Source organism: Photobacterium chitinilyticum (assembly GCF_004104355.1).
GTDB lineage: Bacteria > Pseudomonadota > Gammaproteobacteria > Enterobacterales > Vibrionaceae > Photobacterium > Photobacterium chitinilyticum.
This window is the reverse complement of the sequence record NZ_RJLM01000001.1, coordinates 197,840-223,622: the sequence shown is the minus strand read 5'-3', so window position 1 is coordinate 223,622 and position 25,783 is coordinate 197,840. Positions and strand designations below refer to the sequence as shown.

Below are 25,783 nucleotides of genomic sequence, written 5' to 3'. Positions count from 1 at the left end.
TACCGCCACAATTGTAATATGAGGAATTGTCCCCTGTATCACCTAGCTTCGTGAGGGGTGATTTAGAATGTGGTCTTCCCAGTCAATCACGTCAATCTCATAGACAATCTTATCACGTACAGATTCATCGGCTTTATGCATTGCCTCTTTGGAACCGGTCAGCAATGGGTGCCAATCGGGTATGTCCTTGCCTTCAGCCAGCAGGCGGTAAGCGCACGTTTCAGGAAGCCATGCAAACTCGTCGATACGCTCGCGGGTTAACTTCAGACACTCTTCTCCGGATTCAAAGCGATTTGGGTAATCTTTGCATGAACAGGTCTTTTCATCCAAGAGGCTACAGGCGACGTTGGTGTAGTAGATTTCATCGGTATCATCATCAATCAATTTATGAAGGCAGCACTTACCACAGCCATCACAGAGTGATTCCCACTCTTGATCTGTCATTGCCTTTAAGTCTTTCTCTTGCCAAAAACGTACCATATACCCCGCCTTTTCTGTAACGCCCCTTAACCCATATGGTTAAGAAGGCGGTTTTATAGCCGTCCAGCAGGTAAAGTGCAAGTGTTTCATTGAGATCAGAGGCCACAAACTGCCGTAATAATAGTCATTATTATTTGTGGTCTGATAAACCAATTTTTTTTGATCCAATTGCTTTTGAATGGTAACTTTCGCACCCGTTTTGAGTGACTAATTAATTATAGGTGGGTTATGGAGTGTAGATTAGGTTGTGGAGCGTGTTGTATCGCGCCGAGTATCACTTCCGCAATCCCGGGAATGCCTAGCGGAAAACCGGCTGGTATACGTTGCATACAACTCAATGACGACAACCTGTGTAAGCTATTTGGCAAGCCTGAGCGCCCTGCAGTCTGTCACCATTTCAAAGCTTGTCCTGACCTTTGCGGTAAGACATCAAAACAAGCATTAGAGAATATTACTGAATTGGAAAGCATGACCTAAAGCCATGCTCTACCCATTAAATTAGTTATACGGCTGTTTTACCCGTTAAAATACGTAATACTGACTTGGCATGCTCTACCGCCTGATGACCAGAGTAGGTCAGGTAACCACCATCTTCACTTGTCACCAACCCCTTTGCGTACAATCGCTTTGCTGCGTCCACCAACTCTGGCCCAGCATCACTACGTACCTTTATTCCTTCCATATCGCTGTGCATTGGAAATTTTACTAGTAAATTCATTTCATTAACTAGTTCAGCTGTATATGGCATAGTCACCTCTTTATTTCTTTGGCCTGCCTTAATACTAGCGGCTGGGCTGAATAAAAGTAGGTGACGAGATCATATCTGTTGCAATCATCGAGCGTAAAAAGAGACATAGTTCAAAGAAATGAATATTACCAGAGAATAAAAAACCGCTCAGATGAGCGGTTTTTTCAATCAGATTAGCTTGTTGTTCAAATATTAAGCTTGAATACCAACAATAAGCCATGGCGCATTAGGAGTGCGTAAATCACGCTCAAGATGCCAGACATCAGTAATATCTTCTTCGACACCCTCGTTGCGATCCTTATAGCGACCAGAGAACTTAATGCTCAGCTGTGCCGTGCTCGAATCGTAGTCTGCACGTACCAGCTCTGCATCAACATACATCACTTCGGTATGCTGCTCACCATCAAGCTTTGCACGTTCCGCTGCCAGATCATTCAATAGCGCAGGGCTAACATACTCACGAATTTTATCTAGTTCGTTATGATTCCAGGCACCCTGGATAATACGATAATGGTCACGCGAACCATTTAGAAACGCATTCATATTAAAGCCAGGAGGCAGGTTAAAAGGCACATCGCTATCTGTTGAAGCATATCCGCCTTGCTGCGAAAAACCAGTATTTGCATCACTAGCTGCCTGGCGATGCTGTTTATGCTGGGGCGAATTGCCGGCATAGGCTTCACGATGGCCCATAGGGGTACGCTTCGTGCCACGCATTGTCTTAAATAGCTTGAAGACTACAAACGCGATCAGACCAAAAATCAGAATATCCATAAACTGGATACCTTCAAATGCGCCGCCAAAGAAAGCAGCTAGTAGGCCACCCGCCAATAAACCACCCAGCAAGCCGCCCATTAATCCTTTTTTGCTCGACTTTCCAGCTTGGTTTGCACCAGGCTTTTGTTGTTTTAGCGTGTCAGTTTGTTGCGGTTGCTGTTTTTTAACAGGTGCCGTTTTAAAGCTTTTACCAAACGACTTACCACCGCCAAATTTCTTTGCCTCTGCATGCGGAGTCATAAAAGACACCGTCAAGATCAAAGCAAATACTGTGAAGAAGCGTTTCATTGATATGAATACCTTTGCCAAATATATGCTTCTGCATCCTAACGTGCTACTTCTGAATGTCAACTAAACAGCCGGAGCAAATTGTTACTAACAATTATCAGCAGTCTAGGGGCCACGAGCCCGAACAATTATATTATCTAGTTGGTATTACTGCACTTATTGCTATTATCAGTGTCATATTCATGAATCACAACAACAGGAAACGTTATGCAAGACACTCACAGCAAACTCATTGGCTACCTATTGTGGATTTTTGGTTTCACGGGTGCGCACCGTTTTTACTACGGTAAGCCTGTTACAGGTACCATTTGGTTTCTGACACTGGGCTTATGTGGGATAGGCTGGCTAATAGATTTATTCCTGATCCCCTCAATGGATCGCGAAGCTGATATTCGCTTTCAGAGCGGTGATATTGACTATACCGTAGCGTGGTTATTGCTCACTTTCCTCGGCGTGTTTGGTATACATCGAATGTACATGGGAAAATGGCTAACAGGTATTCTTTACCTATGCACTTTCGGCTTTTTCCTCATTGGTATCCTGGTTGATTTCTGGACGTTAAATGATCAGGTATCCATTCGTAATGCCGAAAACAAAAGGTAGCTCCCAATACTTTGTATACATGAAATTGGTCAATTTTGCGCTGAAAATGCATTCAGGCGGTATGATTTAAGTCACAACAAGCTCAGTAACAGTAAGCCTAGCTTTGTTTCTGCTTGACCAGTTAGAGCAAGAGCAACTAAAATATCGAACATCGTTCTATAATATCTGGCTGGCTTAATGAAGTCAGAACACTATGCTTACTGTGCAACCACCTCTCGGTGAATATCCGTATTACAATTAGCTAAGTAAGACTATCTTCGATTAAGAGTAAATTCGATGGCAAGACGAAATGACCACACTCGTGAAGAGTTGGTAAGTATGACACTGGAGCAAGTCAAAAACTTTCTCGATGAACATCCGCATCATGAACTGAGCCTACGCAAAGTCGCGGCGATGATTGGCTATGTGCCGAGTACACTGGTTAACGTTTTTGGTAACTATAATCTTTTGCTGCTACATGCTGTTGCCCAAACCCTAGATGAGCTGTTTGCTGAGGCAGAAGAGCAAATGAAGGATGTATCTTCACCTGAAGATGCCCTACGTAAGCTTGCCTACTGCTACCTGAATTTTGCTTCACAGCACCCATACCGTTGGCAGCTGATTTTCCAACATACCATGAACGGTGAAGAGCTGCCTGAATGGCAATCTGAGCGTATCGACAGTATGACAGGCATGCTTGAAAGCCTGATACGTCAAATCACGCCAAATAAAACAGACGAAGCGATTCTTGAGGCAAGCCGAGTATTGTGGGCCGGCGTACACGGTATCACCCTGCTGACAGTAGATGACAAATTATTTACCTCAACCCCTGTTGATGGCAAAGCCCTGATCGACAACCTTATTGACACCTATCTGAACGCTTGGCAGGCATAGGCGGAGAGATCAATGAGTGTAAAGCCCCAGTCTCGCCTATTAACTAAACAGCGTTTTTTACCGTACTTTCTTACCCAGGCATTTGGGGCTTTCAATGATAATGTGTATAAGAATGTTCTGCTCATTCTTATCGCATTTGCCGCCCCCGGCACTTTGCCCATAGATTCAGATCTGGTTATCAATCTTGCCGCAGGCTTATTCATTCTGCCATTCTTTCTGTTCTCTGCCTCTGCCGGTGTGCTTGCCGATAAATATGACAAGGCACTAATCATGAGAGTGGTCAAAATGGCTGAAATCGTGATCATGTCGTTGGCCGCCATCGCATTCGTCACCGAAAGCTATATGGCATTATTGGTACTGCTGTTTCTGATGGGAACGCAATCAGCCTTCTTTGGCCCGGCCAAATATGCCCTGCTCCCACAGCATTTGAAAAAGGAAGAACTTGTTTCCGGCAATGCGCTGGTTGAAACAGGTACCTTTCTGGCTATATTGCTGGGCACCTTGTTAGCAGGGGTCATTGCCAATCAATCTCATGCACCGGCCATCGCAGCTACGAGTGTTATCTGTTTTGCAGTAATCGGCTATCTGAGCTCGCGCTGGATCCCCGAGGCGAAACCGAGCAACCCCAATATCCAATTTCAATGGCGTCCTGTCCGCCAAACCCGCCATACACTAGCGATTGCTCGCAAGGACAAAACGATATTTCAATGCGTACTGGGGATCAGCTGGTTCTGGTTTTTAGGTGCTTGCTACCTGACTCAATTCCCCAATTTTGCCAAGCTACACCTAGGGGGCGATGCCGCTGCTGTTTCGTTTTTGCTAACCCTCTTCTCCATCGGTATCGCTATCGGTTCATTGTTGTGTGACCGCTTGTCTGGTCATCGAATTGAGCCGGGGATTGTTCCTTTGGGCAGCTTGGGGATCACATTATTTGGGGCAGACCTCATGTTTGCCACTCCGGAGGTGATCCCGGCAACGCAAACCTTCTTGGAGTTTATGACTCACCCAGAGCTATTTCGGGTATTCGTTTCTCTGACAATGTTGGGCGTTTCTGGCGGGATTTTTATTGTTCCTCTTTACGCGATGATGCAGAGTCGAGCCAAGGAAGAAGAGCGCGCGCAAATTATCGCAGCAAACAATATTTGGAATGCCATTTTTATGGTTGCCAGCGCCATCACGGCAATCGTCTTTTTGTCAGTCATGGGGCTGTCGATTCCGCAGTTCTTCCTGTTCCTATCGCTGGTTAACTTTGTTGTTGTCCTCTATATCTATATTCAAACACCCGACTTTTTCTGGCGCTTTGTCGTCTGGCTGGTCAGCCACACCATGTATCGGGTACGCCACAAGGATCTGAGCAATATCCCTGCCAATGGCGGCGCACTGATTGTCTGCAACCATGTGAGCTATGTGGACGCCCTGCTACTGGCTGGTGCATACCCACGTCCAATACGTTTTTTGATGGATAGAGATATCTATAATCTTCCGTTCATCAAGGCCTTCTGCAGGGCCTGCAAGGTCATTCCAATAGACTCTACGGATCGCAGATCTATTCTGAAGGCTTTCGTCAAAGTAAATGGCTACCTGGAACAAGGGGATATTGTGTGTGTATTCCCAGAAGGAGAACTAACCCATGACGGTGAAATCGGGCCATTTATGCGCGGTATCGATCTTATCATTAAGCGCTCGAATGTACCGGTAATACCGGTTGCCCTTCAAGGGTTGTGGGGCAGCTACTTCAGCCGTGAAGGCGGGCGGGCATTATTGAAGCTCCCTAAGCGATTTTGGTCGAAAGTATGCATTGTCGCGGGATCCCCAATTCACGCCGAACAAGCCAGCAGTACGATACTAAGAGAGCAGGTATTGGCATTGCGGGGAGATAATAGATAAGAGCAAGGGATAGAGCAGGAGGTAACCACGCTCTTAGGCCGCGGCAAGTATTGACGGTTTCGCTTACCCCCTCCCCTTCAAAAGGGGAGGGAGCAAAAGACTCTTTCCCGAGACTCGGTACTAGCAACTCATCCCTGCTTTTTTAGCCACTCCGCCAGCCGCTTGCGTGATACTTTGATCCCGCCTCCAAGCGTGTCAGGTAATGGCATATACTCAACGGGGCGACGAAATGCCGTAACTTGAGCCTCCATATGGCTATGCAGCCCCTTTTTCAGATTTTCATCGAGTGCTTTATCGGTCTCTACAACCGCCACAGGACGCTGGCCGAATTCGCTATCATCGACAGGCAGCACGAAAGCCTGTTTCACAACAGGATGTGTCAGTAACACCTTCTCGATTTCTTCAGGCTGAATGTTCTCGCCACCGGAGATAAACATGTTATCTATCCGGCCCAGAATATGCAGCTCTTCATCTAACCAACGACCAAGATCTTTGGTTGCGAACCATTCATCCTCTGCGACAGGAAAAATAGTCTTGTTGCGATAATAACCAATGCACAGCGTTTTTCCTCGTACCAGGATCTCGCCGTCTTTCAGAGTAAGTTCACGGTTAGGTAACACACTACCGACACCAGCACTGGCATCTGCCCGCTTAACCGTTACCGTTGACCCCATTTCGGTCAAGCCATAACCGCACCAACAATTGATCCCGAGCTTTTCGGCCTGATCAGTCAGGCTAACCGGTATTACCGCGCCGCCCAATAACACCTCCTTTAGCGCCAGCGAAGGCGAATCAGGATCTTTCTGTGTAGCCAGCAAACGCTGAAGCTGAGTCGGAACCAATGAGGCATGAGTCACTGCTGCCAATGCTGCATCAAACATCGCGGTTTCAGCAACAACCAATCTAGCCCCCCGGTATAACCACCGCCAGACAATTGCCAGCCCAGAGATATGAAAGAGTGGCAATGACAGCAACCAGCTATCCTTTTCACTAAAATCCATCCACTCCAATAGTCCTTCGGCACTAGCCAGCTGGCTCTGTGCAGAATGCACTACCGCCTTAGGCTGGCCGGTTGAACCGGATGTTAATGTCAGGGTCGCGGGACGAGTCGGCTGCCAAGTCACTGGCACCAAGCGGTGCTGTTGAGGAGGCAGCAGCCTCACTCTTTGGTATTGTTCGAATACGTGCCCAGTCTTGGCAGGGTACCAGATATAATCACAGTGCAATAACTCAAGCTGCTGATCCAATTCAGACTGGGTACTTCTTGGATTAAGCCCGACATACCTCGCCCCGACCCGAATTATGGCCAAAATCAACCACAGTACCTGAATTGAATTCGGCGCAACAACGGCAATAACCTGATCACGCTTCACACCCTGCTCAACAAGGCCTTGTGCATAATCATCAACTCGTGCCGCTACTTCTGTCCAGCTAAATGTTTGTTCACCAAAACACAAAGCGGCCGCTGACGGCCGCTTTGTTGCCCAATGTTGCCAGGGCCATGTGGCAAAGTATGACGTTAGTTCTGCCATACCACCTCAAGTTCTGACAGTGCAGTTACCGGCAGATTGCTATTCGGCCACGGTGTTTCTAGCTGTGCCTTAAACAACTGCATAGTATCAAGCCCCGGGATCACCGCAGGTGTCTGCCAAGCAGCAAAACGAGCAAGCTGATTCAGACCCAGGCTCGATTCCATGCTGGAACTGATCACAGCGGTTAGGCCGGCATCATGAGTTTGTTTAACCAACTCAAGACACCGCTGCACCGTGCCAACCAGCGTCGGTTTGATCACGATCGCCACAACACCAGGTTCAGCTTTAACTTCGAACCCTTCATCACGGACAGTTTCGTCCCATGCGATGTTAATGCCGGTTTCCAGAGCAAATGCCAGGCTATCCTCAGGCGTTTTGCAAGGCTCTTCGAGAAATGCTATACCAGCACGGTGCTCTGGTTTGACATACTTGGCGAACTGCTGCGCTTTAAGTGGTGTCCACTTACGGTTGGCATCAAGACGCAAGCGAATTGCCGGGATCGCCTCGATAAACATATTGGCAACCATGCCATCGCGAACCGCTTCGTACATACCGACTTTGATCTTGGCAACCTTGTCGCCAGGCATTTTGCTGAGCTCTTCAACCAGATCGTCCGGATCACCGGAGCATAACGGCGCAACCTGATAGTTGCCTTCTGACGGTAGGCCACCAGCCAATTCAAGCTCGGCCATACTCAGGCCAAATGCCACCGACGGGAAAGCAGATGCCAGCTCCAGAGCCTCACCTTTAACCCAGCTCTCCAACATTTTCTGGGCCTGTTCCCCAGCTTGTTCGGCTGTTTCCTGGCTAAACTCCGGCAACGGTGCAATTTCACCGTAGCCGACAGTATCACCGTTACATAATTCAACAATCCAGCCTTCACGAGTAACCAGGCGCTGATCACGCAGGATCACACCGGTGTCCATCGGCAGCTGGTACTGATATAACTTTGCACTACGCATATCTTCAGTACTCGCCCTATGGGTTACGTTTGAATTTGCTGAAGTCCGGACGACGTTTCTCGTTGAACGAGTTACGGCCTTCCTGACCTTCCTCGGTCATATAGAACATCATAGTCGCATTACCTGCCAACTCTTGAAGGCCTGCCTGACCATCACAATCGGCATTCAGCGCCGCTTTCAGGCAACGTAGTGCCATCGGGCTATGCTGTAGTGTTTCACGGCACCAGCGTACAGTTTCACGCTCAAGCTCGGCATAAGGAACAACATGGTTTACCAGGCCCATATCAAGCGCTTCCTGTGCATCGTAGAAACGACACAGGAACCAGATTTCACGCGCCTTCTTCTGGCCAACGATGCGAGCCATATAAGATGCACCCCACCCACCGTCAAATGAACCTACTTTAGGACCAGTCTGACCAAACTGTGCATTCTCTGCGGCAATTGTCAGATCACACATCATATGCAGCACATGGCCACCGCCAACGGCATAACCCGCCACAGACGCAATAACCGGCTTCGGACAGGTACGGATCTGACGCTGGAAGTCCAGGACATTCAGGTGATGGGTACCTTCATTGTCACGGTAGCCGCCGTAGTCGCCACGGATCTTCTGATCACCGCCAGAGCAGAACGCATCTTCGCCCTGCCCCGTCAGAACAATAACGCCAACCTGCTCGTCATAGCGGGCATCGGACAGCGCATCAATCATCTCTTTGACGGTCTGAGGGCGAAATGCATTACGCACCTGTGGTCGGTTAATGGTGATCTTCGCGATACCATCTGCTGATTTTTCAAAAAGAATGTCTTCATAACCTTCTGAACAATCTGTCCATTCTACTGGTGCATACAGTTCTTCTTCAGTCAGACCTACGGTTCTTGCCATGATTTATTCCAATCTATCTAAAAAATGAGTGACAGCCATACTGAACTCATGAGGCAGTTCAACATGGACATTATGCCCCGCAGTCGGGATAACCGTGAGTTCTAATCCCGAATTCTCAGCCAGGCATTTGAATTTGTTATCGTTCTCGCCACAAATATAGCGAACCGGGAACGACAGGTTTCCAACCTTCTGTTGCAGCTCAGGTTGTTTGGCTAATGATGTAGCCAGTAACATACGTGCTATACCAGACCCAAGGTTATCACTGCGTTTCCAGATCAAACTTTGTCTTTGGTCATGATTTAGTGATGAAAAAACGGGTTGCTGATACCAATCGGCCAGAACTTGCGGTAACGGTTCAGAGGCAAACCGCTGGGCCCATTTCTGATCATTGGCGAATCTCGCGGCACATTCTGATTGTGGAAGCCCAAAATGGCCACCTTCGAGTACCAAGCCAGCAAGGTTCGCCTGATTTTCTGAGCCAGAACAACAAGCATGATACATTGCGAGCCGAGCCCCCAGAGAATAACCAACCAGCACATAGGAACGAACATTACGGTGGTGCAAGGTTTGCTGAATCTGTTGGTTAACCTGCTCGAAATCAGACGGTGCCAACAATTGGCTATGGCCATGCCCAGGCAAGTCAATCGTCAGACAGTAATAGGATGCCGACAAACAATTGACCACCTGACGCCAATCACGTCCGGAACCAAGCAAACCATGCAAGAAGACCAACACCGGACGATCCATTTCAGTAGTATTCTTATGACCATAGGTTTCAGAGTAAAGTGGCATTCCTCACCTCAGCAAATAGTGCTTTCAATAACTCACCACTTTGACCTGAAGGCGTTGTGATTTCAACCAGAGTCGCCCCCGGTTGCATCAACCCCTGACGGCAGGCATGCTCTGCCTCATCCAAAGAGGCTGGGCACTGATAGTCCAGCCCGAACATCGCTGCCGCATGACTAAACTCCAGCCCGTGCGGCATGCGGTACAGTGATTCCCTTTGCTGCTCAGGAACAGGCAGCAAATCAAAAATAGCCCCGCCGTCATTATTCGTGACAAGCACAACAATAGGATAAGGGGCTTGTTTCAGCAGTGCCAGCGAGTTGAGATCATAAAGCAGCGAGGTATCTCCCAGCACACAAAGCAAAGGAGCCTGCCGCGCCTGCTGTACCCCTGCTGCCGTCGCAATCAGGCCATCAATACCCGATGCGCCGCGATTGGCAAATGTCGCAGTCAAGGGCAGTTTGCCACACATATCCAGCAAGCGGACAATCAGACTATTGCCGAGAAATACCTCGGTTTGCTCTGGAAGCCAGTCAGGCAGGTTTGCCGCCAAACTCACTTCATTCAGGCTCTTTTCTCGTCCGGCCAATAATTCAAAATACCCCGCAGAGGCATGCTTTAGCGGATCTGCCCAGCCTTTATGAACCGAATTGGCCATATGCTGGTAGGCCATATCAGCCCACTCTTTTACGTTGGCCTGAATTCGCTGGCTGCGGCGATGAGAAGGGTCTAAGCGAGTTGAAAGCGGATCCACCAACCAATATTGTTGCCACTGGCGCTCAGCTATCAGTTGCAACAAACGCTTGGAAACCAGCCGGGCCCCAAACTGCAGCAAGACCTCGGCCTGTTCAATATATCGACGACACTCGGGATTTTGCATCCAGACGTCAAATCCGGCCCAGTCGCTAGTTCCTCCCGCCTGGGGATCGACCAATAGCGGCCAACCCAGGCAGTCTGCCAAAGACTGGACAGCAGACAGTTCACCCGGAGCCATCCTGCCGGCAATAATGATGCCTTTCTTGGCTATCAACGATGACAATGCTGCAGAATCCAACACTACCGGCCCAGAGACTGCCTGCTGATATTGGGTATACGGTTGGCCATCATTCTGCCAATTGCTTAAAGGTGCCAGATAGCAAGAAAAGTCGGTGTCATCACCGTACAGTGGCTCGGGGTAGCGGCAGTTAAAATGGATTGCACCGCCATGTAACGACTGCTGATACATGGCAGCATCAATGGTTGAGAGCAGCCAGTTTGGTGCGATATCAAGCGTCGGGGATGGGATATCATGAAACTCGGTAACATGATCAGAGAAAATGCCATGCTGACGGATTGCCTGATTAGCCCCGCACTGGATAAGCTCTGGAGGCCGGTCTGAGGTCAGTAGTACTAGCTTTTCCCCAGTCAGGCCAGCTTCGGCAACAGTTGGCAATAAATTAGCAACGGCGGTTCCCGAGGTAACAATAACGGCAACAGGCTGGTGGGAGGCTTTCGCTATTCCCAGCGCCAAAAAGCCCAATCCACGTTCGTCAAAATGGGTGTGCAACGTAAGCTTGTCGTTTTCATCCGCGGCCAAAGTCAACGGCGTCGAGCGCGAACCGGGGGCGATACACACATGTTTCACCCCAAGCCGTGCCAACTCTTCGAGCATCAGCTCGGCCCATTGCTTATTCAGGGCAGCCCGGTATGTCGATTGATTAGGAAGATCCGGTAACGATGTCATTCCTGCCTGAGTCATGCCGTTTTACGCTCCAATTCAGGCTCCTCGGAGCCAAGCAGGCTACATAGAGTCGATGTTTTGCGATCCAGCTCCTGCCACTCACTATCTGCGGTAGAACCCGGAACAATCCCGGCACCGGCAAACAAGTGAAGCTCCTCCCCCATGATCAGGGCACTGCGGATCGCCACACAGAATTCACTGCGCTGACGACTAAGAAACCCCACCGCTCCGCTGTACCAACCGCGGGCAAAAGGTTCATGCTCGGTAATAAAATCCAATGCCTTGTCACGGGGCAAACCGGCAATTGCAGCAGTAGGCTGCAGGCTATCTAACAGGTCGGCGCTGTAAACCTGCTCGTTCAGCTGGGCATCAATGCTGCGCTTTAGGTGCTGTACTTTTCGCAGACGAACAAGCTCCGGGGTATGGGCAACATTCATCGATTCACAGCGGGGAACCAGGCGACTGACAATATCATCAACCACCAGTCGATTCTCATAGCGATTTTTATTGTCGTCCATTAGCCATTGGGCCAATTGATTATCTTCCGATGAATCCTGTCCCCTGCCTATCGTCCCCGCCAGCGCTTCGGTTTGCAGGTCACGTTCCTGGCGTAAAAACAGTCGCTCTGGCGTAGAACCGACGAAGCAGTGCTTGGCATCCATCGCCATCATAAAATGAAAACTACTGATATTGCGGCTTCGGCTGGCCTTGAGCAATTGTGCCGGGGCAACAGGTGTGTCCAGATGCAGCGTCGTACGTCGCGCAAGGACCACTTTCTCGAAAATATTCTGTGAAATCGCATCTAACGCATTGCCAATCATCGTTGACCAGCCTGAATAGTCTGGCGCATAGGAACGTCCGAGGATCTTACTTTTAATCTCAGGAATTTCCGTTGCTTCCGATGTTACCTGCAACAGCGTCTGCAATATCTTTTCTTTGTCATCGACAGAAATATTGACTGCCAGCTGCCAGCTGCCGTCAAAACGGGTCACTTCCAACAAGGGCAAAAAAAAGAAAGAAGAAAGGCAGCGACGATTGCGGCTGGTACGTCCATCAAAAGAACGCCCCCCCCAAATTCGCTGTTCATCCGACAACACTTTTTCTGCTGCCATCGGATCAGTAAATGTTTTGATCTGACCTAGTGCCACCACCTCTTCACGGCTATCTCGAGACTGCCAGTAAAATTTCGGGAAAAGGGGCTGCGACTCCATCCAGTCGATAAGATCGGTATTGACTGGTAAATCCAGCGTCACCGTCAATCGTTGAGTATTTTCTGTCGCTTGTTGAATTTTCTTAATTAAAGACTCAACTGCAGTTTGTAACGCGGTCAAGGTAACCTCACTCAGCTCTAAGCACCCTAGCGGCTCATCCCTGGCTGATTTTAATATGCCAATCACTTGGCACATAGTTCTACCTTTATGTAGGTTAAATGCTTAACCACATAGTGAATGCGCCATTCTACCTCACTAAATGTAATCTGACTAATAAAGTCATGACTCAACACTAATCTACACATCTCATCACAAATGGTCATCATTTCGACCACTGATTAGCCAGTTTCACAGCCGCTGCTCCTCATTGTTGTTCGATGGTGCTAGCGAGGGTGTTACTGGCATGAAGCCCTCGATGTCGCATATGAAAGCAGTGGATAGCACCTAACAAAATAGAATTTAATTATATAAAACACTATTTTCCCCGATTTTTTCCTGCATGCTATTTATTTTATACGGATTCATAGTGTAATTTGTTGTCATAACATAATAATTTGCGCAGGAACCAAGCAATGCACAACATCGGGATGTCATCCAAGTTAAATAATGTTTGCTACGACATACGAGGTCCCGTTCTTAAACATGCCAAACGCATGGAAGAAGAAGGCCATAAGATTCTGAAATTGAATATCGGCAACCCTGCCCCATTCGGTTTTGACGCCCCGGACGAAATTCTGGTGGATGTGATCCGCAACTTGCCGACATCACAGGGCTACTGTGATTCCAAAGGCATTTATCCGGCCCGAAAAGCGGTTGTGCAGCACTACCAAAAACGCGGGATGCTCGATATCGATGTCGAAGATGTCTATATAGGTAACGGGGTGTCCGAGCTCATCATGATGTCAATGCAGGCGCTGCTAGACAACAACGATGAAATTTTGGTTCCTGCGCCGGATTATCCGCTCTGGACAGCAGCCGTTTCGCTCTCTGGTGGTAATCCGGTTCACTATATTTGTGACGAAGAGTCCGACTGGTATCCGGATCTTGATGATATTCGCAGCAAAATCACGCCAAACACCCGCGGCATTGTTCTTATTAACCCGAACAACCCGACAGGTGCCGTCTATAGTCGTGACTTCCTGTTGGAAATTGTTGAAATAGCCCGCCAACATAACCTGATCATTTTTGCCGACGAGATTTACGACAAAATCCTGTATGAAGGAGCCCAGCACACTTCCATTGCACCGCTGGCCGAAGATGTTTTCTGCGTTACCTTTAACGGTCTGTCCAAATCGTACCGTGTATGTGGTTTTCGCGCCGGCTGGATGATCCTCTCCGGGCCGAGACACTTGGCCAAGTCCTATATCGAAGGGCTGGAGATGCTATCGTCAATGCGCCTGTGCGCCAATGTACCGATGCAGCATGCGATCCAGACTGCGCTTGGAGGTTACCAGAGTATCAATGAGCTTATCCTGCCCGGCGGACGACTGCTCGAGCAGCGCGACAAAGCCTATGACATGATAACTTCGATCCCTGGCATTTCCTGCGTAAAACCCAAAGGGGCACTGTATCTGTTCCCGAAACTGGATCAGAAAAAATTCAACATTGTCGATGACGAACGAATGGCGCTGGACTTTCTCCAGCAGGAAAAAGTACTGCTGGTACATGGCACCGGTTTTAACTGGAAGAAGCCGGATCACTTCCGCATCGTGACCTTGCCCCGGGTCGACGATCTCGAAATGGCTATTGGTCGACTGGAGCGCTTCCTGCACAGTTATCGCCAATAGTTAATCCACCTTCGAACACAAGCCTCAGTTTTACTGGGGCTTTTGTTTACCTCTGTATTTTTTCTGTTACCTTTAATTAGATAGTCCTAACTGAATATACCCAATCAGTCTCGCCCCTAGCTGCAAAGAAGTATCGATATGGAAAAAAGTCATTTTTTTGCCCACCTGGCACGTATGAAACTCATCCAGCGCTGGCCGCTAATGCGGAGTGTTTCGACTGAGAACATCTCGGAACATAGCCTGCAGGTCGCTTTTGTCGCCCATGCACTGGCGCTGATCAAAAACCGTAAATTTGGCGGTCATACCAATCCAGAACGAATTGCCCTGCTTGGCATGTTTCATGACACCAGCGAAGTACTAACGGGGGATATGCCGACCCCGATCAAATATTACAATCCGACAATTGCCGAAGAATACAAGAAGATTGAGCTAGCCGCCGAGCAAAAGTTACTGTCAATGCTGCCGGAAGAGTTTCGGGATGATTACGCACCCTTGCTAGACAGCCACACGATAAACAAGGACGACTACACAATCGTCAAGCAGGCAGACAGCCTCTGCGCCTATCTGAAATGCCTGGAAGAACTCAGCGCAGGCAACCATGAATTTGCCCAGGCAAAAAAACGCCTTGAACAAACCCTATCGGAACGTTCCAGCCCCGAGATGGAATACTTTCTTGATACCTTTGTAGACAGTTTTAATCTAACGCTGGATGACATCAGTTAATGACGCAATTTATTCTCAACCCCGACTGGGAAAGCCGTAAAAGCAATGAGCAGAAGATGCGTCGCAACGATCATCGCTCAGCCTATCAACGTGACCGAGCCAGGATCCTGCATTCCGCCGCCTTCCGCCGATTACAGGCCAAAACTCAGGTCCACGGTGCTGGTCACCATGATTTTTATCGCACCCGATTGACTCACTCACTGGAAGCCTCCCAGATTGGTACCGGCATTGTGGCTCAGCTGAAGATCAAACAGCCAACCTTTCGGGATTTACTGCCATCGACCAGCCTGATGGAAAGCCTGTGCCTGGCGCATGATATCGGGCATCCGCCCTTTGGCCATGGTGGCGAGGTCGCACTGAACTATATGATGCGAGAGCACGGCGGTTTCGAAGGCAACGCCCAGACGTTTCGTATTGTGACCCTGATCGAACCTTACACCGAACACTTCGGCATGAACCTGTCGCGCCGCACCCTACTCGGGTTATTGAAATACCCTGCGCTCATCAGCACAACCAGAGCAACGGAGCAACCCGCTGACGTTAGCAACTTTCGTCATCTCAAGGCCAAAGACTGGCATCCGGCCAAAGGAATATATAACGATGATACTGACACCTTTAGTTGGGTTCTCGATTTATTGTCATCGCACGACACCGCTCTATTTAGCCAGATGCGCCATCAGCGTACTAATCCAACCGAACATCTGAAAACACGGTTCAAGTCTCTCGACTGTTCAATTATGGAACTGGCTGATGATATCGCCTACGGTGTTCATGACCTGGAAGATGCAATTGTAATGGGCATTGTCACCCGCGATCAGTGGCATGAAGCTGTCGCCTGCAAGCTGGCCGACTGTGGCGAGCCATGGCTGGAAGCACGTATAGGCAAACTCAGCGAACAGTTATTTGGCACCCATCACCAACGCAAAGATGCCATTGGGGCCATGGTCAATGCCCTGCTGACCTCTATCCATATTGCACCGGCAATACAAAGCAGCTTTGACGAGCCCTTATTGCAGTGGAATGCCTTCCTGTCAGAATCGATGGAACGGGCTCTGGAAGTCCTAAAACAGTTTGTCAGTGACTATGTGGTAAGAAAACCAGAAATCCAACTGGTGGAATACAAAGGGCAGCAGCTGGTGATGGAGCTCTTTGAAGCATTTGCGGCAGATCCTGAACGACTGCTTCCTGCCAATACCCGGGAGCGATGGCTTCAAGCCACCAACAACGGCGAGAATGCCCACCGGATCATCGCCGACTACATCTCGGGGATGACCGATGGCTTCGCCCAGCGGCTCTATAGTACTCTCTTCCAGCCAACCACCGCCGTTGGCGTCGGCCACGAAGGGCATGGGTTTTAGACAAAGCTCCTCCCACTTTTCAAGGGGGAGGGAACTAAAGCACAACACTGACTATAAGTTAGGAATTAAATTCTTGAGTTTCACGTTTATAATTCCTTTCGAAAACCCCCTCCGGCATCTGCTGGATCTGAAACTCAATCATCTGATTAAAAGCATCTAACAGTGGGAAGAACTTTTCTTCCCCTTCCAGCGCAGCCAGAGCCAGATAGCCCGCTTCCACTGTTGAGACTCCCTGATCTTTCGGTGACTTGCGGATCCGATAGTTTCCTCTGTCCGCATTATCTAGATTGACGGTTGGCAAAGCCTGCAGGTTGGTAGAAAGCTGCCACATTTTATAGGCTTTCTTCCAAGTACCATCAAGTAATATCAGTGTTCGTTTTGCCCCCTCATTTCGCGGCTGGCAGGCCAGCCGCGAAATAGGCTTTGAATTCTCACCGGGGTATACTAGATAAATCTCTCGCAGGGGATCTCGCAACAATGCATTTAGTTCATCATGATCAGTAAAATCCTCTCCGACCCACAAGCGCGCATTCGGTAGCGACAGCGTTAGGATACGTGCCGTACCAATTGCACGTTTTACCTCAGACGGGTGTTGTAATATCCACAATTCAGTTTTAGCATCAATGCATTGAATCCAGCTGCAGATACAGGCTTTCTTTGCCTTGCCGCATTGTTCACAATATCGACTCATCGAGGTGACCTTGTCTATTCGTACTTTTCTGATGATTGCCATCACGATTCTGTTCATCGCACAGTGGCCAGACATCCAATCTTGGCTGGCCTGGGATCGCAATGCAATTATCGATGGCGAAGTGTGGCGGATCCTAACAGGAAATCTGACCCATACCAATTGGCCGCATATGATAATGAATACCCTGGCGCTGGCAATCATCACTTTCATTTATCGGATACATTTTTCTGCTCGACCGTATAGCTTGCTGTTGCTGGCACTTGCGCTAGTGGTTGGCACTGGGATCATTGCTACCGACATTCAGTGGTATGCCGGACTATCAGGAGTGCTTCATGGACTCTTTGGCTGGGGGGCAGTAAAAGATATACAGACCAAGCAAAAAGGTGGTTGGCTGCTCCTGTTTGGACTAATAGGCAAGGTCTGCTCGGAGCAATACTTCGGCGGCTCTGCCAGTTCTGAAGCGTTGATCGGAGCCCGGGTAGCCATCGAGGCACATTTACTCGGAGCGATTGCCGGAATCGCAATTGCATTAATTCCTATCGCATTTAAAAAACAATTTAATAGAAACAAGCCATTATATTGACCATTCCGCTTACCACAATACGGCAGAAGGTGTGTCTGGACAGCTCTGCGTTATGGAAGGCCCGTATTGAGCTATCTGATAATGCACAGTTCAATATTAATTTCTGGTCTGAGAAAGAAAAGAAAGACCAACCTTTGTTCAATACCAAAAATAGCAATGAGGTGGGAGCAACACACTAATTAATCCTTTTCTGCCAAGGACGACGAAGAAGAACCACAAACTTCTCTTCTTCAACAGCGACACGATAATTATTAGAGTTTAATCCGCTCCCGGTTCTTGGCAACCGTCGCCGCCCCTACCCCCTTCACATTTTCTAACTCGTCAGCCGTCGCAAACTGTCCATGAGTATCTCGGTATTCGATGATACTCGACGCTTTGTCCGGTCCGATACCTATCAGAAGCTTATCCAACTCTTCAGCGTTCGCTGTATTGATATTCACAGTTATTTCAATGCCTTCATGTTGGTCGCTGCCAGCATGCCCTACAGGCACAAAACACAACGCAGCAATCAGCACTATCGTATGTAACAGTATATTCAAACCAAACCTCCATCAATTAGAACTCATATAGGAATATTGTGATGCTATAGGATGATCAGAATAATGCAGGCGAGAAAGAGGTAAACCAGAATTGAGAGTTATAAGGCAGAAAAACGACGGGCCGCACGATGGCGGCCCGATAACTAATCAATAAATTACAATTAGTTTGCTGGTGTATCCAAAGTTGGATAATTAACTTCTGCAGTATTACGCAGTACATCAAGCGTAGCCATCACATCTTGCTGAGCATTCATTTGCTCAACCTGAGTTGCCAGCTGGCTATCCAAAGCAACCGACTCGACATCAGCCTCAATCACTTCATCCAAAGCAATGATAAGTACATTACCTGACATATCACGAGTCATACCGTACACCGCTTTACCTTCGGCTGGCTTGGCAAGGCCAAATGCAACCTGGGCAACCATACGGTCTGAGCCTGCGCGGCTGATTGTTTGCGCGTCTGAGAAGTTCAGAGCTTCTGTTTCTAGAATATCTGTTTTACCGTCACGAAGAGCAGTAATGATCTCATCAGCTTTCGCCTGAGCAGCCTGCTCGCCCTGCTGAGCCGCTAGCTGCTGTTTAACCGATGCAGAAACCTCGTCAAACGGTAATACCATTTCCTCGCGAGAGTCTTCTACACGCACAACAACGACATGTTCCGGACCAATTTCAATCACATCTGAGTTCAGACCGTCTTCACGTACTTCTGGACTAAATACAGCCTGCATAACAGCAGGGTTAGCCAATACACCCGGAGCATTGTTCTGAGCAAAGAACTCCGTAGTTTGCACGTTAGCGTTTACAGCTGCTGCTGCATCATCCAGAGAATCTGGCATTTCAAAAGCCGTCTCGGCTAGTTGAGTCTGCAGATCATAAAACTCTTCGGCAGCACGCTGCTCGCGAAGCTCGGCTACGATATCATCACGAACATCAGCAAATGGTTTCACCTGAGGCAATTTCACATCGTCAAGCTTGATAATGTGATAACCAAATGATGTCTGGACTAGGGCTGACGTTTCACCTTTATTCAGTGCAAAAGCAGCATCTTCAAACGCAGGATCCATCACACCACGCTCAAACCAATCCAGTTTACCACCCTCTTTGGCGCTAAAGGTATCATCAGAAGATGACTGGGCCAATTTGGCAAAGTCTGCTCCTTCATTCAGCTGTGCCAGCAACTCTTCAGCTTTCGCTTTGGCATCGCTGCTGTCGCCCTGGATCAGAATATGACTTACCTGACGCTTTTCGGCTGTACCGTATTTAGTCTGGTTCTCTGCAAAATACGCTTTCGCATCATCCTCAGAAACTTCCAGCGTTGTTTTCAGGCCTTCGCCAGACAGCTCAATATAAGCTACTTTGACTTGTTCAGGACGTGTAAACATCTGTGGGTTCTGATCATAGAAAGCTTGAATATCGTCAGCTGAAACATCTGCGATTTTCTGGAACTCAGCCACATCCAGCGTTAGGTTACGAATAACACGCTGCTGTTTCTCTAGCTTGGTCAGTGCTGCCAGCTCGTTGCCCAGAGCAAAATCACTGCCCTGAAGAGCAACAAGAAATTGCTGGCGGAGCATGTCAGTTCGCATCGATTCGGCAAACATCTCTGGCGAGAAGCCTGAGCGACGTAACAAAGTATTGTAGACTTCGTTGTCGAACTTTCCGTCACGCTGGAATTCTGGCATTGAGACAATCGCATTACGGATCTGCTCATCGCTGATACGCAGACCAAGTTCTTTAGCGCGCTGCTCAATCAGTACATCATTAACCATACGATCAAGCACGCTACGACGGAACTGCTGCACATAAGCCGGATCGCCCATCAGCGTAGTGAAATACTCACCAAGCTGTGATTGCATGCGGTTGCGCTCATTCTGGTAGGACTGCTCGAACTCGCGTTGACTGATTTCTCGATCATCAATCTTTGCAGCGGCTTGCTGACTGCCACCGGCTAGGTAGCTGCCCACACCGGCAAAAACAAAAGAAAAAATAATTAAGCCAAGAATAATCTTGACCCAAATGCTGCTAGCGCCTTCGCGCATACGCTCCATCATAATCTGCCGTATCTCCTACTAATTCGATCTGGCACGGTGTTGTGAAGAATGCCTTCGTGTACCTAGCCAATGGGCACCAGGCACTGAATATTTCACACTGATACAAAGTAAAAAAAGCGCATCAACCCGATGCGCCCTCATTTCATGCCAAGTTGTCAGTTACTCTGACAACCCGCATCGATGTTTGTTCAATACAAACAGCGGGCCAAAGCCACTGTTAGTTTACAGAATCCTTAAGCGCTTTACCTGCTTTAAAGCCAGGTACTTTTGCCGCAGCAATCTGGATTTCTTCACCCGTTTGTGGGTTGCGGCCAGTACGCGCTGAACGCTCACGTACAGAGAAGGTACCAAAACCAACAAGTGCAACCTGATCACCTGATTTCAAGGTGTCTGAAACAGCGTCAATGAATGCATCCAGAGCACGACCAGCTGACGCTTTAGAAATATCTGCATTTTCAGCAATTTTATCAACTAACTGAGTTTTGTTCACGATTTCATCCCCTCTATGAACCTTGTCCGCAAGCTACCTTGTCAACAAGCTTAAAACTTGTAACGGACAAAAAAATTGTATCAGGCCTAATTATACCAACACAGAACACCTGAGATACGGGTAAGTGTTGATATTATTGAGCTTACAGCGAATTAGACCTAACTTATAGCGATACAAAAAAACGCTGACAAGGCTTTTCGCACTTGAAAGCGTCTTTTCTTTACTTAACTTTGCTGCATGTCACTGTTTTGGGCGTTTACCAGCTCAATGCCCGTCGGATTATTCTGCAGTGCAACTGTCAGCACTTCATCAATCCAGCGCACCGGACGCACTTCCAAATCAGCAATAACGTTATCAGGGATCTCTTCTAAATCACGCTCGTTCTCTTTCGGGATAAGCACCGTCTTGATACCACCACGGTGTGCGGCCAGCAGTTTTTCCTTCAGACCACCAATTGGCAATACCTCACCACGCAAGGTGATTTCACCCGTCATGGCAACATCACCACGCACCGGGTTACCCGTCAGGCTTGAAACCAGTGCCGTACACATAGCAATACCCGCACTAGGACCATCTTTCGGTGTTGCACCTTCCGGCACGTGAACATGAATGTCACGCTTCTCGTAGAAATCAGCGACCACACCAAGACGCTCCGCACGAGTACGCACGACCGTCATTGCAGCCTGAATCGACTCCTGCATCACGTCGCCCAGCGAACCAGTATAGGTAAATTTACCTTTACCCGGCATCGACTCGGTTTCGATAGTCAGCAAATCACCGCCCACTTCCGTCCAGGCCAGGCCGGTTACCTGACCAATGCGGTTGTTCTCTTCGGCTTTACCGTAGTCAAAACGCTGAACACCCAGGTATGCCTTCAAGTTTTCCTGATTAATTGTCACTTTTTTGGTACCAGGATTAAGCAGGATCTCTTTCACCGCCTTACGACACAGTTTAGAAATTTCGCGCTCAAGGCTACGTACGCCCGCCTCACGGGTGTAATAGCGAATGATGCCTATCAGGGCAGAGTCATCAACCTCAACCTCACCAGGCTTCAAACCGTTGCGTTTGATCTGCTTATCCAGCAAATGACGCTTGGCAATATTGAGCTTCTCATCTTCGGTATAACCCGACAGACGGATCACTTCCATACGGTCCAGTAACGGCCCCGGAATATTCATCGAGTTAGATGTCGCGACAAACATGACATCAGACAGATCGTAGTCCACCTCGAGGTAGTGATCGTTAAAGGCGTTGTTCTGCTCGGGATCAAGCACTTCTAGCAAAGCCGATGACGGATCGCCGCGCATGTCCGACGACATCTTGTCGATCTCATCCAGTAGGAACAGTGGGTTTTTTACTTCCACTTTCGCCATTTTCTGGATCAGCTTGCCCGGCATCGAGCCGATATAGGTACGACGGTGACCACGGATTTCCGCTTCGTCGCGTACACCACCGAGTGCCATTCGCACATACTTACGGCCTGTTGCAGCGGCAATAGACTGGCCCAGCGAGGTTTTACCCACGCCCGGAGGACCGACAAGACAAAGGATCGGACCTTTTAGCTTGTTGATACGGCTCTGTACCGCCAAGTACTCAAGAATACGTTCTTTAACACGCTCTAGGCCGTAATGATCGGCATTCAGAACTTCCTCTGCTTTGGCGAGGTTCTTCTTCACCTTGGAGCGCTTGTGCCAAGGTACGCTTAGCATCCAGTCGATATAACCGCGCACAACCGTTGCTTCTGCTGACATCGGTGACATCATCTTCAGCTTCTGTAGTTCCTGCTCAGTTTTCTCGCGCGCCTCAACCGGCATTTTCGACTCTTCGATCTTCTTCTTCAGAGACTCGAACTCATCCGGTGCATCATCCAGCTCACCCAGCTCTTTCTGGATAGCTTTCATTTGTTCGTTGAGATAGTACTCGCGCTGACTCTTTTCCATCTGCTTCTTGACGCGGCCACGAATGCGCTTTTCAACCTGTAGCAGATCGATTTCAGACTCCATCATCGCCATCAGGAACTCGAGGCGTTCCGTGATATCAACGATCTCGAGTACTTTCTGCTTATCAGCCAGCTTCAACGGCATATGAGCAGCAATAGTATCAGCAAGGCGTGCCGCTTCATCAATACCGTTGAGTGAAGTCAGTACTTCCGGTGGGATCTTCTTATTCAGCTTGATAAAACCTTCAAACTGATTAATTGCAGTGCGAACCAGCACTTCCTGCTCGCGCTCATCCATTTCCTGGGTCACCAGGAATTCAGCATCAGCCGTAAAGAATTCATCATCCTTAAGGTTTTCAACTTTGGCACGCTGCTGGCCTTCAACCAACACTTTCACCGTACCGTCAGGCAGCTTCAACAACTGAAGAATGGTCGCGACCGTACCAACATCATACAGATCTTCAATCGAAGGCTCGTCAGTAGCCGCTTCTTTTTGGGCTACTAACAAAATTTGTTTATTGTCATCCATTGCCGACTCAAGACAACGAATAGATTTATCCCGGCCTACAAACAATGGAATAACCATATGAGGGTAGACCACCACATCACGCAGTGGCAGAACGGGAATTTCAAGGCGTTCCGAACGCTCCAAGTTCATATTCTTCTCTCTTCCGTTCAATCTCTCTACTGAGTATATGGGGGTAAAGCGGAAAGATTCAACGGGATAAGTAACAGAAAACAAAAAAGGAGGCAAAAGCCTCCTTTTTTTCAACATTATGAGCAGTTATTAGACAATCACTCAGCGCCAGCTGCTTGATTTTCAGTATTTTCATAAATCAGTAGCGGCTCAGACTCGCCTTTAATTACTGATTCATCGATTACAACTTTACTCACACCTTCGGCAGAAGGGAGTTCGTACATGGTATCAAGCAGAACCGCTTCAACGATTGAGCGTAGACCACGAGCACCGGTTTTACGTTGCATCGCCTTGCGGGCAATCGCTACCAATGCATCGTCACGGAACTCAAGTTCGACGTTTTCCAACTCAAGCAATGCTGCATACTGCTTGGTCAACGCGTTCTTCGGTTCACGCAGGATCTGTACCAGTGCATCTTCGTCCAGCTCGTTCAGAATAGCTGTCACAGGCAGACGACCAATAAACTCTGGGATCAAGCCGTATTTCACCAGATCTTCCGGCTCAACCTGCTCAAACAAGTCGCTCAAAGTACGAGATCCGTCTTTTGAACGAACATCGGCGCCAAAGCCAATGCCTGTACCTGTTGCAACACGCTGATCAACCACTTTATCCAGACCGGCAAACGCACCACCACAGATAAACAGAATCTTAGAGGTATCAACCTGCAAGAACTCCTGCTGTGGGTGCTTGCGGCCGCCTTGCGGCGGAACAGACGCAACCGTACCTTCAATCAGTTTCAACAGTGCCTGCTGAACACCTTCACCCGATACATCACGAGTAATAGAAGGATTGTCTGACTTACGTGAAATCTTATCGATTTCATCGATGTAAACAATACCACGCTCTGCTTTTGCTACATCGTAATCACATTTCTGTAGCAGCTTCTGGATGATATTTTCCACATCTTCACCAACGTAACCCGCTTCAGTCAGCGTGGTTGCATCAGCCATAGTAAACGGAACATCCAGCATGCGTGCCAGCGTTTCCGCCAACAGAGTCTTACCACTACCGGTCGGGCCGATCAGCAGAATGTTACTCTTACCAAGCTCAACACCGTCACTGGTGGTATCGCCATTTCGAAGACGCTTGTAATGGTTATATACCGCTACAGCCAGTACCTTCTTCGCATGGTTCTGACCAATAACGTAATCATCCAGGTTCGAACGAATTTCCTGTGGCGTAGGTAGCTCGCTGCCGTCACGCTTTGGCATCACTTCTTTAATTTCTTCACGAATAATATCGTTGCATAAATCAACGCACTCATCGCAAATATAAACAGAAGGGCCTGCAATCAGCTTGCGAACTTCGTGCTGACTTTTGCCGCAGAAAGAGCAGTACAGCAGTTTTCCACTACCACTCTCTTTTCGCTTATCTGTCATTCGCTAACCTCTTTTTGGGATTCAACCCATCATTGCCTTGTTTTGAGTGTATAACAACTCTTATCATTTTGCTCCGCGTCTCAGCAAACCTGTGCCACGGAGCCAAAAACAGAGTTACTCACGGTTACTCAAAACTGCATCTACCAAACCGTACTCAACTGCTTGCTCTGCTGACATGAAGTTATCACGGTCAGTATCGCGCTCAACCACTTCGAGTGGCTGGCCAGTATGTTTGGCAAGCATACTGTTTAGTCGTTTCTTGATAGTTAAAATTTCTTGTGCATGAATCTGAATATCAGATGCCTGCCCCTGGAAGCCACCTAGCGGCTGGTGAATCATCACACGCGAATTCGGCAGACAGAAACGTTTGCCTTGCGCACCACCAGCGAGCAGGAATGCCCCCATTGAACAAGCCTGCCCCATACAAAAAGTGCTCACGTTCGGCTTAATATGCTGCATCGTGTCATAAATTGACATACCTGCAGTTACCGAGCCACCCGGAGAATTGATGTAAAGGAAGATATCTTTGTCTGGATTTTCAGACTCAAGGAATAAAAGCTGTGCAACCACTAGGTTGGCCATGTGATCCTCAACCTGACCGGTCAGAAAAATCACACGCTCTTTTAGTAGTCGGGAATAGATGTCGTAAGAACGCTCACCACGAGAAGTCTGCTCGACCACCATAGGTACCAGCGCATTCATAATTGGCGACATGGCGTTGTTTTCTTGGTAGCTCATAACGTTATTTCCCTAAAATAAATGGCCCGAATGAAATTACTCTCACACGGACCATTGT

24 protein-coding genes are annotated in these 25,783 nt (G+C 48.4%); 8 read left to right on the top strand and 16 right to left on the bottom strand.

Features of this window, described 5'->3' with window-relative positions:
- Positions 1-42: 42 nt before the first annotated feature.
- Positions 43-480, bottom strand: a complete 438-nt coding sequence (locus EDI28_RS01070; protein WP_128781991.1) for a YcgN family cysteine cluster protein — start codon at positions 478-480, stop codon at positions 43-45.
- A 228-nt stretch (positions 481-708) separates the two neighbouring features.
- Here EDI28_RS01070 and EDI28_RS01065 point away from each other — a divergent pair, with 228 nt between their 5' ends.
- A complete protein-coding gene (locus EDI28_RS01065) occupies positions 709-957 on the top strand; it encodes a YkgJ family cysteine cluster protein (protein WP_128781990.1) in 249 nt (82 codons plus the stop codon).
- A gap of 25 nt (positions 958-982) precedes the next feature.
- Here EDI28_RS01065 and EDI28_RS01060 read toward each other — a convergent pair whose 3' ends face one another.
- The gene (locus EDI28_RS01060) at positions 983-1,228 is read right to left on the bottom strand and encodes a TIGR02647 family protein (protein WP_128781989.1); all 246 of its coding nucleotides are present in this window, start codon (positions 1,226-1,228) and stop codon (positions 983-985) included.
- Between the two features lie 192 nt (positions 1,229-1,420).
- Positions 1,421-2,293 (bottom strand): Tim44 domain-containing protein, encoded by an 873-nt coding sequence (locus EDI28_RS01055; protein WP_128781988.1) that lies wholly within the window; start codon positions 2,291-2,293, stop codon positions 1,421-1,423.
- A gap of 207 nt (positions 2,294-2,500) precedes the next feature.
- Here EDI28_RS01055 and EDI28_RS01050 point away from each other — a divergent pair, with 207 nt between their 5' ends.
- The 3 genes from EDI28_RS01050 to EDI28_RS01040 all read left to right on the top strand — a co-directional run bounded on the left by EDI28_RS01050 (position 2,501) and on the right by EDI28_RS01040 (position 5,656).
- Positions 2,501-2,896: an NINE protein gene (locus EDI28_RS01050; RefSeq protein WP_128781987.1), complete on the top strand. Its 396-nt coding sequence runs from the start codon at positions 2,501-2,503 to the stop codon at positions 2,894-2,896.
- A 276-nt stretch (positions 2,897-3,172) separates the two neighbouring features.
- Positions 3,173-3,769 (top strand): TetR/AcrR family transcriptional regulator, encoded by a 597-nt coding sequence (locus EDI28_RS01045; protein ID WP_128781986.1) that lies wholly within the window; start codon positions 3,173-3,175, stop codon positions 3,767-3,769.
- A gap of 12 nt (positions 3,770-3,781) precedes the next feature.
- Complete coding sequence (locus EDI28_RS01040; RefSeq protein WP_128781985.1) at positions 3,782-5,656, top strand: MFS transporter; 1,875 nt, start codon at positions 3,782-3,784, stop codon at positions 5,654-5,656.
- A 128-nt stretch (positions 5,657-5,784) separates the two neighbouring features.
- Here the strand turns inward: EDI28_RS01040 and menE are convergent, their stop codons facing one another.
- Genes menE through EDI28_RS01010 form a run of 6 tightly spaced genes read right to left on the bottom strand, consistent with a single transcriptional unit; the run spans position 5,785 to position 12,870 of the window.
- Positions 5,785-7,188, bottom strand: a complete 1,404-nt coding sequence (menE, locus tag EDI28_RS01035; protein WP_128781984.1) for an o-succinylbenzoate--CoA ligase — start codon at positions 7,186-7,188, stop codon at positions 5,785-5,787.
- Positions 7,176-8,150 carry an o-succinylbenzoate synthase gene (gene menC / locus EDI28_RS01030; RefSeq protein WP_128781983.1) on the bottom strand — a complete coding sequence of 325 codons (975 nt, stop codon included), beginning with the start codon at positions 8,148-8,150 and terminating at the stop codon, positions 7,176-7,178. Before menC ends, menE begins: the two co-directional genes overlap by 13 nt.
- A 16-nt stretch (positions 8,151-8,166) precedes the next feature.
- Positions 8,167-9,033, bottom strand: coding sequence for a 1,4-dihydroxy-2-naphthoyl-CoA synthase (menB, locus tag EDI28_RS01025; RefSeq protein ID WP_128781982.1), 867 nt, complete (start codon positions 9,031-9,033; stop codon positions 8,167-8,169).
- Between the two features lie 3 nt (positions 9,034-9,036).
- The gene (gene menH, locus EDI28_RS01020; RefSeq protein ID WP_128781981.1) at positions 9,037-9,825 is read right to left on the bottom strand and encodes a 2-succinyl-6-hydroxy-2,4-cyclohexadiene-1-carboxylate synthase; all 789 of its coding nucleotides are present in this window, start codon (positions 9,823-9,825) and stop codon (positions 9,037-9,039) included.
- Positions 9,809-11,557 (bottom strand): 2-succinyl-5-enolpyruvyl-6-hydroxy-3-cyclohexene-1-carboxylic-acid synthase, encoded by a 1,749-nt coding sequence (gene menD, locus EDI28_RS01015; protein WP_128781980.1) that lies wholly within the window; start codon positions 11,555-11,557, stop codon positions 9,809-9,811. Before menD ends, menH begins: the two co-directional genes overlap by 17 nt.
- Positions 11,554-12,870, bottom strand: a complete 1,317-nt coding sequence (locus tag EDI28_RS01010; RefSeq protein ID WP_164918479.1) for an isochorismate synthase — start codon at positions 12,868-12,870, stop codon at positions 11,554-11,556. The genes menD and EDI28_RS01010 overlap by 4 nt, the downstream gene beginning before the upstream one ends.
- Positions 12,871-13,322: 452 nt before the next feature.
- Here EDI28_RS01010 and EDI28_RS01005 point away from each other — a divergent pair, with 452 nt between their 5' ends.
- The 3 genes from EDI28_RS01005 to EDI28_RS00995 all read left to right on the top strand — a co-directional run bounded on the left by EDI28_RS01005 (position 13,323) and on the right by EDI28_RS00995 (position 16,618).
- Complete coding sequence (locus tag EDI28_RS01005; protein WP_128781978.1) at positions 13,323-14,537, top strand: pyridoxal phosphate-dependent aminotransferase; 1,215 nt, start codon at positions 13,323-13,325, stop codon at positions 14,535-14,537.
- 138 nt (positions 14,538-14,675) lie between these two features.
- Entirely contained in the window at positions 14,676-15,260 is a 585-nt protein-coding gene (gene yfbR / locus EDI28_RS01000) for a 5'-deoxynucleotidase (protein ID WP_128781977.1), read from the top strand.
- Positions 15,260-16,618, top strand: coding sequence for an anti-phage deoxyguanosine triphosphatase (locus EDI28_RS00995; protein ID WP_128781976.1), 1,359 nt, complete (start codon positions 15,260-15,262; stop codon positions 16,616-16,618). The genes yfbR and EDI28_RS00995 overlap by 1 nt, the downstream gene beginning before the upstream one ends.
- Positions 16,619-16,676: 58 nt before the next feature.
- On the opposite strand, the gene EDI28_RS00990 is transcribed toward EDI28_RS00995, so the two are convergent.
- On the bottom strand, positions 16,677-17,309 hold the full coding sequence (locus tag EDI28_RS00990) for a tRNA-uridine aminocarboxypropyltransferase (RefSeq protein ID WP_128781975.1): 633 nt from the start codon (positions 17,307-17,309) through the stop codon (positions 16,677-16,679).
- A gap of 10 nt (positions 17,310-17,319) precedes the next feature.
- On the opposite strand from EDI28_RS00990, the gene rrtA reads away from it, so the two are divergent.
- Entirely contained in the window at positions 17,320-17,892 is a 573-nt protein-coding gene (gene rrtA / locus EDI28_RS00985; protein WP_233353242.1) for a rhombosortase, read from the top strand.
- A 251-nt stretch (positions 17,893-18,143) separates the two neighbouring features.
- Here rrtA and EDI28_RS00980 read toward each other — a convergent pair whose 3' ends face one another.
- The 6 genes from EDI28_RS00980 to clpP form a co-directional block, all read right to left on the bottom strand.
- Positions 18,144-18,410: a ComEA family DNA-binding protein gene (locus EDI28_RS00980; protein ID WP_233353283.1), complete on the bottom strand. Its 267-nt coding sequence runs from the start codon at positions 18,408-18,410 to the stop codon at positions 18,144-18,146.
- A 182-nt stretch (positions 18,411-18,592) separates the two neighbouring features.
- A complete protein-coding gene (ppiD, locus tag EDI28_RS00975) occupies positions 18,593-20,482 on the bottom strand; it encodes a peptidylprolyl isomerase (protein ID WP_128781974.1) in 1,890 nt (629 codons plus the stop codon).
- Positions 20,483-20,699: 217 nt separating this feature from the next.
- Entirely contained in the window at positions 20,700-20,972 is a 273-nt protein-coding gene (gene hupB / locus EDI28_RS00970) for a nucleoid-associated protein HU-beta (protein ID WP_128781973.1), read from the bottom strand.
- A gap of 224 nt (positions 20,973-21,196) precedes the next feature.
- Complete coding sequence (gene lon / locus EDI28_RS00965) at positions 21,197-23,569, bottom strand: endopeptidase La (RefSeq protein ID WP_128781972.1); 2,373 nt, start codon at positions 23,567-23,569, stop codon at positions 21,197-21,199.
- Between the two features lie 137 nt (positions 23,570-23,706).
- Complete coding sequence (clpX, locus tag EDI28_RS00960; RefSeq protein WP_128781971.1) at positions 23,707-24,987, bottom strand: ATP-dependent protease ATP-binding subunit ClpX; 1,281 nt, start codon at positions 24,985-24,987, stop codon at positions 23,707-23,709.
- A 114-nt stretch (positions 24,988-25,101) separates the two neighbouring features.
- On the bottom strand, positions 25,102-25,725 hold the full coding sequence (clpP, locus tag EDI28_RS00955; RefSeq protein WP_128781970.1) for an ATP-dependent Clp endopeptidase proteolytic subunit ClpP: 624 nt from the start codon (positions 25,723-25,725) through the stop codon (positions 25,102-25,104).
- Between the last annotated feature and the right edge of the window lie 58 nt (positions 25,726-25,783).